This window comes from Spirosoma sp. KUDC1026 (genome assembly GCF_013375035.1).
Classification (GTDB): domain Bacteria; phylum Bacteroidota; class Bacteroidia; order Cytophagales; family Spirosomataceae; genus Spirosoma.
This window is the reverse complement of record NZ_CP056032.1, coordinates 4809303-4822346: the sequence shown is the minus strand read 5'-3', so window position 1 is coordinate 4822346 and position 13044 is coordinate 4809303. Positions and strand designations below refer to the sequence as shown.

Sequence of the window (13044 nt, the reverse complement as noted above, 5' to 3'; positions counted from 1 at the left end):
AAAATGTAAGCGGTAAGTCGCTGATTTTGTGCGCGATTGTTAGCGAACGTGCTAGAAATTGAGCAGGCGTAGCAAACAACCAGCAACGGATGTCTGCTACGCCTGCTGTAAAGAAAATAATTACTTCGCCGAACCGGAAAGGGGCACCATTTTGGCCGATAGATCGGGCGTTTTCATGTCCTTGTCGAAGGGGAACATGGGGTGCTGAATTCGTTTGTAAGGCAGCCGGAACAGGTCCTGGTCGACACCGCCCGGCGTTAGGGCCATGATCCAGTCGGCACGCATGTTGTAAAGTTCGGGTTCGAGGTAGCCAATTTTCACGACGACAACATCCGCCTTGCGGGGTTCCAGGCCCAGGCGGGTGAAATCCTTTTCCTTGTGGTACGGCTTCCGCTTTTGGGTGACGATTACGTGTACGCTGCCGACTTTGATGACGGCTTCGATCTCGGCGTCTTTGTCGCCTTTCTCAATCGATTCGACCGTGCCTTTGATGGGAACGGGGGGCGCAAACCGGTGATCGACGGCGGCTCCAACCGTTCCCTCCACCTGACCACCAACACCGGCCGCCAGCGCTTTCTGGATCATTTCTGGTCCGGGAATAGATGCATAAATCAGCGTGGGACCATCCGCTTTCTGAAATTCCGGCCGTTTTAGAATCTGCGTCAACGTCCAGGTTACGTCACCCGCACCACCTGCCGTTGGGTTGTCGCCCGTGTCGCTGATAAAGTACGGATGTTTGGGACTGGCCAGGGCCTTTGCCAGTGCCTCGTCCAGCGTACCGGTGGGGGCAACGAAATCAAATTTCGACCGGACATCCCAGAAGGCAGTGGCCAGCTTTTCGGCGGCTTTGGTCACCTTTTCCTGATCGTCGCCGGTCACCATCACGGCCGCGTGGTTGCGGGGCTCATCGGCCCAGGCATACCCAATCCAGATACCCGCGTCCACAATGCCGTCCTGATTGTCGGCGATGGGGGCCACTTGCTGGTACAGGCTCTTGCCTGGTTCGATGCGGGTACTTGTTTTTTCGCCCGGCAGCAGGATCGGTACGGTAATCAAGGCTTTGTAGGCCGGTTTACCTTTGCCGCTTTTCAGGCGGTTGATCAGATTCGTAACGGCCCGCTCTTTGGTTTGCATCGCGTCTTCGTGGGGAGCCATCCGGTAGCAGGTCATCAGGTCAGTATTCTGCGCCAGCCGCCAGGAAACGTTGCCGTGCAGATCCATCGACGTAGAGATCAGTGTTTTATAGCCCACTACGTCCCGGATACGGGTAATCAGGTCACCCTCGGGATCGTCCAGACCTTTCACGCTCATAGCCCCGTGAATGTCAAAATACAGACCATCATAAGGGCCGTATTTCTTGAGCGAGTCCAGCATTTTGTGCACGAGTGACTCATAGGCTTCGCGGGTGACAGCGCCACCGGGCAGGGATTTACCGACGACGGTCGGCACCCAGCGGGCCTGTTTGCGCAGGGGCGACGTACCCAGGATCAGAAACGGGTAGGCGTTGAATACCTCACCGCTGTAACGGGCATGGAAGGCTTCTTCATGAGTTTCGGCCGGGGAGAACGTGCTGGACTCGATACCCAGACCGGCGATGGCAATACGGGGGAGGGGCGTTTGGGCAAAGGTTTCACTTACGACGAGGAGACAGGCCGTAAGCCAGAGAAGGCTGTGTTTCATGCCTACAAGTTAGAGTCTGTACTGTTGCAGACAAATATTTTGAAATAATCTATGTGAAGCCGGTCTATTTATGCTATAAATTCAATGTGGTATCCAATGTTTGTACTGGTCTGTCCCGCTGGTTTAGAAAAGCTGATAACCGGATGCGGGCAGCGAACAGTGAGTTTGTTGGCTTCGCTTTTTCTCGTAAGTTGCCAACGATCCACAAATCCGGACGCGGCACCAGGTCGCATAAATTTGCCAATAGAGCATTGATTCCGGGATGTTGTCCGGACGGGTTGACCAATACGTATGCACGAGACAATCTTACTATTTCTGGCCCTGCTGCTGATTGTATCCTTGCTGGTCATGCTGGCGCAGCGGCTGAACATATCCTACCCAATCTTTCTGGTATTGGGTGGATTAGTCATCAGCTTTATTCCGGGGCTGCCCCGTATCGATCTTGATCCCGATATTATTTTTCTGATTTTTCTGCCACCCCTGCTGTACGAAGCGGCTTGGTTTACGTCATGGAAGGAGTTCTGGAAGTGGCGCCGGATCATTTCCATGCTGGCGTTCGGGCTGGTTATCATTACGTCCTGCGTGGTGGCCTTCGTGTCGAACGCGCTGATTCCGGGGTTTACGCTGGCGCTGGGTTTTTTGCTGGGCGGGATTATTTCACCGCCCGATGCCGTGGCCGCTACGTCGGTTCTGAAAGGCATCAAAGTACCCAGGGTGGTGACGGCCATTCTGGAAGGGGAAAGCCTGATCAACGATGCCTCCAGCTTAACGGTGTTCCGGTTTGCGCTGGCGGCTGTGCTGTCCGGTTCGTTCGTGTTTCACGAAGCGGCCACCAGCTTCATGATGCTGACGGTTATGGGTGTCATGATCGGGCTGGCCGTTGCGCACGTGTTTTACGCCATTCACCGCTGGTTACCGACCACGTCCAGCATCGACACAGCGCTGACGTTTGTAGCACCCTATTTGATGTACCTCACCGCGGAACAGTTTCATTATTCGGGCGTAATGGCTGTGGTCAGCGGGGGGCTCTTTCTGTCGTTCCGAAATCATGAGTTTTTCACCCATAGCAGCCGCCTGCAGGCCTTAAACGCCTGGGCCACGGTCTCGTTTGTACTCAATGGGGTTGTCTTTATTCTGATCGGGCTTGAACTGCCGACGATTGTGGAGGGACTAGGCGATTATTCAAAAGTCGAAGCCATTAAATACGGCCTGATCATTAGTGCTATTGTGATCGTGACCCGGTTGCTGGTGGCGCAGTTAAGTGCCCTGTTCACGCGTCTGGTTAGTCGCTGGATTTCGGTAAGCGATGCGAAACCCGGCTGGCGAAACCCGGTCATTATTGGCTGGGCTGGTATGCGCGGTGTGGTCTCGCTGGCGTCGGCGCTGTCCATTCCGTTACTGGCCGAAGATGGAACTCCCTTTCCGCAGCGAAATCTGATTCTGTTCATTACGTTCGTCGTGATTCTGGTAACGCTGGTGTTGCAGGGGCTGACCCTGCCGCTGATCATTCGCTGGGTCAACCCGCGGGAGCGAGAAGGTACCGTTCGGGAGGAAGAACAGGATGCTACGGTTCGGCTGAAGCTGCTCAATGTATCGCTGACGTATCTGAATGAACACTACGCCGTAGAAACGGAAAAGAACGAACTGGTCGCCAACCTGAAAACCCGAATGGAAAGCGACGTTCACCTAACCAACGAGCGGCTGGATTCATTGGAAGACTGCCGCCGGGATAACACGATTGATCGATTCCGGGAGGTGGTGATAGATGTAATCGAAGTACAGCGTAAAGAGCTGTATCGGCTTGGTCGCGAAACGGAATTCAGCGATGAAGTTATCCGCCGGCACGAAGCCCAGCTTGACCTGGAAGAGGAGAAGATCAGCAAAGATGAATAAGGTGGTTATCCCGATCATATTGACCTGCGATGCTACAGACCGCTCGCTGAATCAGCTGTAACCTATAAAAAAACGACCAGCACAGATAAAATGCTGGTCGTTTCGTGTTTTACCGGGCGGCTTTTACCCGTCTGGTGTTGCCGCCCCACTGAACGGCTACGTCCATCGTCTTGGTACTCATCGTTCCTACGGAAGTCCCTTGCACACTAACGTTAACCAACGAATCCGCGTTGGGATTGGGTGTGAGGCCAAACGTGTACGTACCGAGGTCAAACGATCCCGGAGTCTCTGTGACGGTTAGTACGGCCGACAGATGGGTGTTATCCAGTCGGCTCGTTGTGAACTTCATGGAATAGGCTCCGTCTGGTAGCGTTTGGACTACCGAGCCTGACTGGAGTGAAGTCAACGGATAAACACCGGTAAGGCCAACGGTGAGGTCTGTTTCGGGAACGGGGTCGCTTTTTTTACAACCGCTCACTAAAGTGAATAGGGACGCGGTAGCCAGGAATAAGTACTGTTTCATAGCGCGAGTATACACATAGACATGAATACTCCTGCCCACCCAGCGTCTTTCTTCTTACGTCTTTCCTCTGTAATTTCCTTGAACCATCACTTCCCACCGGGGACCGTTGGGCGAACCTCGATTTTGCTGGGAAGAGTGCGGGCTGGCATTTTGATCAGATCGGCTACCAGTTGACCGATGTCCTCGGGCTGTATTTTCCAGGCGTCTTTTTCACTGGGCTGGTGATCGTTGAAGTGCGACGCGACCGAACCCGGCATGATTGTCGTCACTTTGATGCCTTCGCTGCGTAGGTCGAGCATAATAGCCTGCGTGAAGCCGACAAGTCCAAACTTGCTGGCGTTATACGCCGAACCCTTCTCGAAGAAGTTGGTGCCCGCCAGACTGGCAATCGTAATGAAGTATCCTTTGCTGTCTTTCAGCGCGTCGAGTGCCGCCTTCGCGCTGTAAAACACCCCCGTCAGGTTGATATCGATGGTTTCGTGCCATTGCTCCGGCGTCAGTTCCTGGATAGGGGCGAAGTGACCCACGCCCGCGTTGGCGATTACATAATCCAGCTGGCCCCATTTGTCAAGAATAGCCGAGACGGCTTTCTCCTGTGATGCCAGATCGCGGACGTCGGCCATGATGCCTAGTGCGGCATCCGGTCTGATTTTATTGAGCGACATAGCAGCCTCGTCGGCCGCTTCCTGTGACCGGCTGGTGATCGCTACGTTGATGCCCTGGTTAATAAGTACTTCGGCGATGCCGTAACCGATGCCTTTCGAACCGCCCGTAATGAGGGCGACTTTGTTTGTTTCTGCCATGATAAACGTAAACAGATGAGTAATGGGAGAACACCCATGCTGGGCTACCTGGACAACCGCCGAACCGTTGGTAAGGTTTAGGGGGATGAGTAGGGCAGTACGTAGCAAAACCGTAATACCTGAAGCGTTGGATTTCGTTAACCGATTCACGACGTTTGCTACCGTTCTCATGCAACCATCAATGTAGCAGTTATGAATAATGACCAGCTTGCCCGGCTTTTCCCCACAGCCAATCAAATTCCCGCCGATTACCAGATTGAACCCATTCACCAGCGCGAGTACCTCATCAACGGCGAAATGCGCCGGTGGGACGGGGCCGTATCGGAGGTGTACTCGCCCGTTTGCATTGCCGCCGAAGATGGTACATTACAGCGAAAGCTGGTAGGCAGCTTCCCGGTAACGACACCAAAAGAAGCTATGGAAGCGCTGGAAGCGGCCGTGGCGGCTTATGACAACGGGCGCGGTGAGTGGCCCATGATGTCCGTGGCGGGTCGGATCGCCTGCATGGAAACTTTCGTGGGTAAAATGCTGGAGCAGAAAAAGCTGGTCGTTAACCTCATTATGTGGGAGATCGGGAAAAATCTGGCCGACGCAACCAAGGAGTTCGACCGGACGATCAATTACATTTACGATACCATCGACTCGCTTAAAGATATGGACCGGGCCAGTTCACGGTTCCGGATTGAAGAGGGCATTATCGGGCAGATTCGACGGGCGCCCTTAGGCGTGGTGTTGGCGATGGGGCCGTTCAACTACCCCCTCAACGAGACGTACACGACGTTGATTCCAAGTATCCTGATGGGGAATACTATTCTCTTCAAGACACCGAAACACGGCTCGCTGCTGCACTATCCACTCCTGGAAGCCTTCCGGACCAGCTTTCCCAAGGGTGTCGTGAACTCGCTCTACGGTCGCGGAGCCGACGTAGTGCCGCCGGTGATGGGATCGGGAAAGGTGAACGTACTGACGCTGATTGGCTCCAGTAAAGTAGCCGACCAGTTGCAGCGGCAACACCCTAAACTAAACCGTTTGCGGTCGATTCTGAGTCTGGATGCTAAGAACGCTGCCATCATCCTGCCCGACGCGGATCTGGATGTGGCCGTGAAAGAATGTCTGCTTGGATCGCTCTCCTTCAACGGGCAGCGGTGCACGGCGATCAAGATCATTTGGGTGCATCAATCCATTGCCGATGCGTTTCTGCAAAAATTCAGTGCCGAAGTGAGTAAACAGAAACCCGGTATGCCCTGGGACGAAGGTGTTCAGATTACGCCCCTGCCCGAACCACACAAACCCGACTATCTGGCCGAATGCATCCAGGATGCCGAAGCTGGGGGCGCTACGGTGATGAACGAAGGGGGGGCCTGGTAGCTGAATCGCTGTTCAAACCCGCCGTGGTCTATCCCGTTAAGGAAGGTATGAAGCTCTACCGCGAGGAGCAGTTTGGTCCGGTCATTCCGGTGGTGCCGTTCGAGGACGTCGAAGCCTTTATCGATTACCTCATTACCGATGATCACGGAATGCAGGCTAGTATCTTCGGCAGCGATCCTGATAAAATTGCCGAGCTGATCGACCCGCTGGTGAGCTTGGTTTGCCGGGTCAACATCAACGCCCAGTGCCAGCGGGGACCTGATACGTTCCCATTCACCGGGCGGAAAGATTCGGCCGAAGGGACGCTGTCGGTGGAAGATGCGCTGCGTTCGTTCTCGATCCGGGCCGTTGTTGCTACGAAGGATACGCAGTCGAATAAGGATATTCTGAACGACATCGTGGGCGAGCACAAATCCGGCTTCCTAAGCACGAATTTTATTTTCTAACGTATTAATCGAGATGGGCAACAGAGTTGCCCATCCCTTTCTGATTTGCTTACTGTTACCAATCTTACAAAAACATTTAACGAGGTTGCTGCCGTTCGGGACGTATCGTTTACGCTGGAACCGGGGCGGGTGATGGCGCTGGTAGGAGCCAGCGGGTCGGGGAAAAGTACACTGTTGAGTCTACTGGCCGGACTCCTGGATGCCGATGGGGGAGACGTGCGGGTCGACGGCGAGCGCGTTCCCGGGCCATCCGAAAAGCTCATTCCTGGCCACCCGGCCATCCGGCTGGTGCACCAAGAGTACCAGCTCATGCCGAACGTATCGATTCGGGAAAATATCAGCTACGCCCTTCGTTTTTTTGAGAGAACTTACCGCGATTTCCGGACGGACGAGTTGTTACGGCTGTGCCGCCTGACGGGGGTAAAGGACCGACTGCCGCGTCAGGTGTCGGGGGGAGAGAAACAACGTACTGCCATTGCCCGCGCCATCGCTGACAAACCCGCCATTCTGCTGCTGGACGAGCCTTTCAGCCACCTCGATCTGCCCAACCGCCTGATGGTGCGCGAACTGTTATTTGAGTTGATACAGCAGGAGAAAACAGCCTGTCTGTTCGTAACGCATGATGCTTCCGACGCGCTGTCCATCGCCGATACGCTGGGCATTCTGCAGGATGGAGAGTTGATCCAGCTGGACGAGCCCAGAACGGTCTATCGTCAGCCCGCAACGGCCTACGCGGCTGGTCTGACCGGTTTGGTGAATATTCTGACGGCCGAACAGGTTTCCCGTTTAGGCCTCTCTGTTCGTGAAGCGGGCAATACGCTGTACGTCCTGCGTCCGGAACGGATTCAACTCCGTGACGATTCGCCGGTAACCGGACTTATTCAGGCTATTTTCTTTAAAGGCAGCCACGTTGAGGTGGAGATCAATATAGGGGAGACGACCAGTCTGCGAGCTATTACCACAAACGATGATCTTGTAGTAGGCCAGCCCATCGGTCTGGTTGTTGACGAGAAGAGTCTATGGCCGGTCCGGTCCTGACTATTTTTAAACCCGACGACGTTTAGAGAGTTGTGTAATCAACCAAATCACAAACGTTATGGACTATAAACAAACTGAAGGCGAACGCCAGACCGATACGGCGCAGGACCCCACTAAAGGATTTCTGGTAGGGGAAGAAACCGAAGACGTGGATGCATCCGGGGTTGACGACAAATCAAACGGTAACGTCGACGATTACCTCGGTAAGACCAATAACGAAAACAGGGATAAAGAGGAAGAAGGGGATAAAGAGGAAGAAGGGGAGTAAAGGGAAGAAGGGGAGGAAGGAGAAAAGGATCGTGTTGAATTCCTTTTCTCCTTCCTCCCCTTCTTCCCTTTACTCCCTTTTTTTTCTACATCATCCGCTTGACGAGTTGCTCGACGGAGATGCCTTCGGCTTCGGCTTTGAAATTACGCACAACCCGGTGGCGCAGAATGGGCAATGCAACGGCTTTGACGTCTTCGATATCAGGCGAGTACTTGCCGTTCAGCAGGGCGTTGCATTTGGCGGCCAGTATCAGAGCCTGTGAGGCCCGCGGCCCGGCACCCCATTCGAGGTACTGGTTCGCGTCTGAGGAAGCCAGTTCAGTATTCGGGCGCGTTTTGTGCACCAGCTTAACGGCATACTCAATAACATTATCGACCACCGGCACCCGGCGTACCAGTTGCTGAAACTCCCGGATCTCGTCGCCCGAAATGACCCGCTGTACGTCCGGCCGTTTGTCGGACGTAGTGCTCTTGACGATGTCCAGCTCCGACTGATACGACGGATAATCCAGATACACGTTGAACATAAATCGGTCTAGCTGCGCTTCGGGCAGTGGGTACGTACCTTCCTGCTCGATTGGGTTCTGCGTAGCCAGTACGAAGAACGGACGGCCCAGGTCGTATTTCTGCCCTGCAATCGTTACAGAATACTCCTGCATGGCTTCCAGCAGCGCCGACTGGGTTTTGGGCGGGGTCCGGTTGATCTCATCGGCCAGAATGATGTTGGCAAATACCGGTCCTTTAATGAACTTGAAATTCCGTTCCTGATCCAGCGTTTCCGAGCCAAGAATGTCCGACGGCATCAGGTCAGGCGTAAACTGAATCCGGTTGAAATCCAGATGCAGCGCATTGGCAATCGTCTGGATCAGCAGGGTCTTCGCCAGGCCCGGCACCCCGACCAGCAAACAGTGGCCCTGGCAGAAAATGGCGGTCAGCAACAGGCGGACGGTTTCGTCCTGACCAATGACAACCTTTGAGATTTCAGTTTTAAGCTTCTGATACGAGTTGGCCAGGGCTTCTGCAGCCGCGACATCTGATGAGTAAGGCACAGAGAATACGTTTAAACGGTTATGGTTTCAGGTTGACGCTGATCAGTAAATCAAACAAAAAACCAAACAGAAACCTACAGAAACTTATCGACCTCCACTACTGCCGAGACTGGCTGCGTTATCCTGCGACGTACCGAAAATCTTACAGTTCTGAAACTCAGGATCAACCGATATATAGACATCAGCGATCGATTTCTTGAACCAGTCGTCGATAGCGCGGTTCTTTTTGTTGGTCAGGACAATTGTCTGTAGTTTTTCGAAATCTGACTTGAAATCGGCGGTATGCGGAGGAGTCTTGCTTTTGAAATACAGCAGACGAACGGCGCTTTTGCCATCTTCGGTCCGGTAAGGAAGGGGAGCCGAAATGCTGCCCACTTTCATCGTATCAAGCATGCTGAACATCGAATATTCCATCGAACCGTCCATCGCCAGCCGGCTACCACCCGATTGGGGGTCGCGGAGCAGACCACCCGCATCGGCCGTAGCTTTATCGTCGGAGAAATCATGGGCCGCTTTCTCGAATTTCAGCGTATCAATCTGAATCAGGTTACGCAGGCTGTCCAGGTATTTGGTTGGGCCGGTCAGGTCAAGGCGGTTGTAATCAGGACGCAGCAGGATGTGACGCGCGTGGTACTCAGCCCCGCGGGTTTCCAGAAGCTGAATCAGGTGAAGACCAAAATCTGACTCGATTACGTCAGATAGTTCATTAGGTTTGAGCTTGAGCGCAGCGCCTTCGAAGGGAGCCACCATCATGCCGCGTTTCGCGAAGCCAAGGTCACCACCATTCTGGGCTGAACCAACGTCTTCTGAGTTTTCCTTCGCCAGTTTGGCGAAATCTTCACCCGCTTCAACCCGTTTTTTCAGGTCCATCAGCCGTTGCCGCAGAACGTCTTTCTGCTCTTTGGTTGGCTTGGCGTACCGAACGATCTGGCCCACTTCAACCTCGGCGGGCATGTACGGCAGACTGTCTTTCGGAATAGCGTCAAAGAACTTACGAACCTCACGGGGAGTGATTTTTACATCGGTCGTAATTTTCTGCTGCATTTTCTGAACGATCTTCTGATCTTTCACCTGCTGCCGCAGTTCGCTTTTCAGCATTTCCAGGCTTTTGCCATAGGCTTCAACAATGTTCTTCTCCGAGCCAAACTGCTGGGCCATATAGGCCATCCGCTGATCGAGTTCGCTGTCAACCAGCTTTTCTTCCACAACGACGGAGTCAATCTCGGCTTTGGCCAGCATCATTTTGTTGATGACAAGGCTCTCCAGCAACTGGCACCGCTGCGGGGGAGTCTGATTCTGACTGACGTACGACTGAATAGCCTCTTCCAGATCAGACCGAAGCACGTAGTAGTTATCGACTTTGGCAATAATTTTATTCAAACTAACTTCCTGCCGCTGGGCAACAGCTGGTACCGTCAGCAACCAGCCTATCAGGAGAAGCAGTCCACTACTAAAAAGAGTTTTCATGTGTTAAAGATACGTACCGAACGGGTACTATACTGTGGTTTAACGAATTTTAAGAGACTAAACCGGCTAGTTATTAAACGCCCTCCGGCGAACAGAATTGCTTCACGCTGAACGGTCTAGGAATAAACGGTCGTATTATTTGGCTAATTTCAGAATTTCGCTCTCGTTGACCTGAACGGGATACTTCTGGCGCAGCTGAGTGAGCCACTGCTCTTCGAGTTCAGCCTGGTAGTCGTTGATTACTTTGCCCCGTGCTTCGGCAAATGTCTGCTGACGAGTTGGCTCAATCCGATTGATGATAACGGCTACCGCTTTACCCGAGGGGTGCAACAGGGTTGTGCCGGCTTTCCACTGATTAATGCTGTCCAGATACGGGTTTGCGCCCTGGGCAAACATACCCTCCGAAATGCTGACCGCAGGCTCGTCGCCCGATTGCGGATTGCGGCTGTTCAGAACTTTGACAATGTCGGCTTTGGCGGTAGAGAAATACTGGAACGCAACCCGGCGCTGGGCAATGCCCGCACCCGCGGCCGACTCGCCGGGGCGGGCCCCCTGGTAATCTTTCTCCGTGATGCGGCTCAGCGATATGCCGTTCTGCTGGAGAAAGTTAACGACCGTCCGGATACGACCCGCCGAGACAGAATCACGCTCTGACCCATCGTGCGAACCGCTTACTTCAACGATATAGTCGGGATTGCGGGTCATCGTTACCAATACTTCGAGCAGGCCCTCCCGCAAAGCAGACGTTATTGCCGTCTGGCCTTTGTCGTACGACAGGCTGGAGGTTGTCCGGCGAAGCTGATAGGGTGGCCGGCCAGCTAACAGATCAGTTGCCTGCTTCAGCAGGGCGTCATTCTGAGCAACCACAATCGTAGCCGCGGCCCGTTCGGGGAAACGATACCGGTGTTTGTTCTGCTCGAATACCATCCGCTGCCCCGTCGAATCGTTCATGGAGCGTTCCCAGACGTTTTGTTCCATAACCTGTGAGAGCAGTACGCCATCCCGAATTTCGCCAAGCAGGGCCCGGAATTCAGGCGACTTCTTATCCAGGTTCGCTTCTTCCGTGGCAATGAGCTGATCGCCTACGTAGCGGTCGAACAACCGGCGCATCGCCACGGCTGGCGATCCCGTTACGTTTGTCTGGGCGGGCTGAGCCGCACTGTTCTGCATGGCCGGGTTGCGCGGTGGCTGCTGCTTTTGCCGAACGTAGTCGAAGAATCGATTGACCGTATAAGGCTGATCGGCGATAGTGACAATGGCTTTGTCCTGAAGCGTTGGCGGCAAGACCTCCGGGTAACGCCACTGACCCCGCAGCAAGCTGCTGTCGGCCTGCGTCAGCGCTTCGTTAAAAACCGACGTTACTTCTTTAACGGCGTATTCTTTCTGGAGCCGCTGGATGGTTGCCTGGCGTAGTACGTCGGCACGGGTATCGGTCGTTACTCGTTGCCGCAGGGCGGGACCGAGGGTCGCGTACGAATCAAGCGGTTTGCGCTCGACAAGCTTAATAATGTGCCAGCCGTAGTTCGTCCGGACAGGTTTCGACAGTTCGCCCGGTTTCGTGAGTGCGTAGGAAGCATCTTCAAAAGCAGTTACCTGACGACCCGTTTCAAACGAAGGCAGTAAACCTCCGTTCATTCGTGAGGTGAGGTCATCGGAGGTTTCGCGGGCAACAGCTTCAAACGATTCGCCTTTCTGGAGTCGCGCATAAATGGCCTCAATACGGTCCTGGGCTGCTTTCTGACCGGCTTCGTCGGCGCTGGGGCTGATCCGGATCAGAATATGCGCTACTCGAACCCGGCCCCGGCTGGGTCGTTTGTCATTGACTTTGATGAGGTGATAGCCAAAGCGCGTCCGGACGGGAGCCGAAATGCCGCCGACGGGTGTTGTATAGGCTGCCGTTTCGAGCGGATAGATTACCGAGAACGTGGTAAAATACCCCAGGTTACCGCCCTTCTGCGCGGTTGCCTGGTCGGCGGAGTTCTGGCGAGCAACCTGCGCAAAATCCTGCCCACCCTGAATCTGTTTCCGAACATCAAGCGCTTTGTCGTAAGCGGCTGACGTATCGGAAGGGGTAGCATTCTCGCTTACCGGAATCAGGATATGCGATACGTTGACTTCTTCCTGCATCCGTTGGTAGGCTTCGGCAGACAGGGATTCGACCAGTACCCGGTCGGTCATGTACGACTGCGCCAATTGCTTCCGGTAAGTCGCCATTTCCTCCCGAAAATCTTCGGTGGTATCGCGCTTTTCGTTTTCAGCGGCCAGCACTTTCAGCTTCAGATTCGTGTACAGGTCAAGGTATTGCCGTACATCAGTATGTTGAGCCGAGTCCGCCGAAAGTTGGTTTTTGGTGAAGGACTGAAAAAAGTCGTCAGTTGTAAAAGTCTTGCTGCCCAGCGTCATGATGACAGCCTGTTTGGGAGCGGGCGTTTGCTGAACGACTGGCGCGGCTGTTTTGCAGGCTGTTACGAAAAGGGCCAGCAGCATACCGCCTGTGAGTTGGCGCATAG

General features: G+C 54.1%; 9 protein-coding genes and 1 pseudogene. 4 read left to right on the top strand and 6 right to left on the bottom strand.

The window, feature by feature from the left end:
- Positions 1 to 120: 120 nt before the first annotated feature.
- Positions 121 to 1680, bottom strand: coding sequence for a M81 family metallopeptidase (locus tag HU175_RS20190; protein WP_176568293.1), 1560 nt, complete (start codon positions 1678 to 1680; stop codon positions 121 to 123).
- A 291-nt stretch (positions 1681 to 1971) separates the two neighbouring features.
- Here HU175_RS20190 and HU175_RS20185 point away from each other — a divergent pair, with 291 nt between their 5' ends.
- The gene (locus HU175_RS20185) at positions 1972 to 3573 is read left to right on the top strand and encodes a Na+/H+ antiporter (protein ID WP_176568292.1); all 1602 of its coding nucleotides are present in this window, start codon (positions 1972 to 1974) and stop codon (positions 3571 to 3573) included.
- Between the two features lie 109 nt (positions 3574 to 3682).
- Here the strand turns inward: HU175_RS20185 and HU175_RS20180 are convergent, their stop codons facing one another.
- Positions 3683 to 4096, bottom strand: a complete 414-nt coding sequence (locus HU175_RS20180) for a hypothetical protein (RefSeq protein ID WP_176568291.1) — start codon at positions 4094 to 4096, stop codon at positions 3683 to 3685.
- A gap of 86 nt (positions 4097 to 4182) precedes the next feature.
- Complete coding sequence (locus tag HU175_RS20175) at positions 4183 to 4899, bottom strand: SDR family oxidoreductase (RefSeq protein ID WP_176569294.1); 717 nt, start codon at positions 4897 to 4899, stop codon at positions 4183 to 4185.
- A 192-nt stretch (positions 4900 to 5091) separates the two neighbouring features.
- On the opposite strand from HU175_RS20175, the pseudogene HU175_RS20170 reads away from it, so the two are divergent.
- The 3 genes and pseudogenes from HU175_RS20170 to HU175_RS20160 all read left to right on the top strand — a co-directional run bounded on the left by HU175_RS20170 (position 5092) and on the right by HU175_RS20160 (position 8019).
- Positions 5092 to 6713: pseudogene (locus tag HU175_RS20170) on the top strand (NADP-dependent glyceraldehyde-3-phosphate dehydrogenase).
- 45 nt (positions 6714 to 6758) lie between these two features.
- Positions 6759 to 7751 (top strand): ABC transporter ATP-binding protein, encoded by a 993-nt coding sequence (locus tag HU175_RS20165; protein WP_176568290.1) that lies wholly within the window; start codon positions 6759 to 6761, stop codon positions 7749 to 7751.
- A 58-nt stretch (positions 7752 to 7809) separates the two neighbouring features.
- The gene (locus HU175_RS20160; protein ID WP_176568289.1) at positions 7810 to 8019 is read left to right on the top strand and encodes a hypothetical protein; all 210 of its coding nucleotides are present in this window, start codon (positions 7810 to 7812) and stop codon (positions 8017 to 8019) included.
- Between the two features lie 85 nt (positions 8020 to 8104).
- Here HU175_RS20160 and HU175_RS20155 read toward each other — a convergent pair whose 3' ends face one another.
- From HU175_RS20155 to HU175_RS20145, 3 genes are all read right to left on the bottom strand, one after another.
- Positions 8105 to 9067: an AAA family ATPase gene (locus HU175_RS20155; RefSeq protein ID WP_176568288.1), complete on the bottom strand. Its 963-nt coding sequence runs from the start codon at positions 9065 to 9067 to the stop codon at positions 8105 to 8107.
- Positions 9068 to 9151: 84 nt separating this feature from the next.
- The gene (locus HU175_RS20150) at positions 9152 to 10534 is read right to left on the bottom strand and encodes a peptidylprolyl isomerase (RefSeq protein ID WP_176568287.1); all 1383 of its coding nucleotides are present in this window, start codon (positions 10532 to 10534) and stop codon (positions 9152 to 9154) included.
- A gap of 135 nt (positions 10535 to 10669) precedes the next feature.
- Positions 10670 to 13042, bottom strand: a complete 2373-nt coding sequence (locus HU175_RS20145) for a peptidylprolyl isomerase (protein WP_176568286.1) — start codon at positions 13040 to 13042, stop codon at positions 10670 to 10672.
- Positions 13043 to 13044 lie beyond the last annotated feature (2 nt).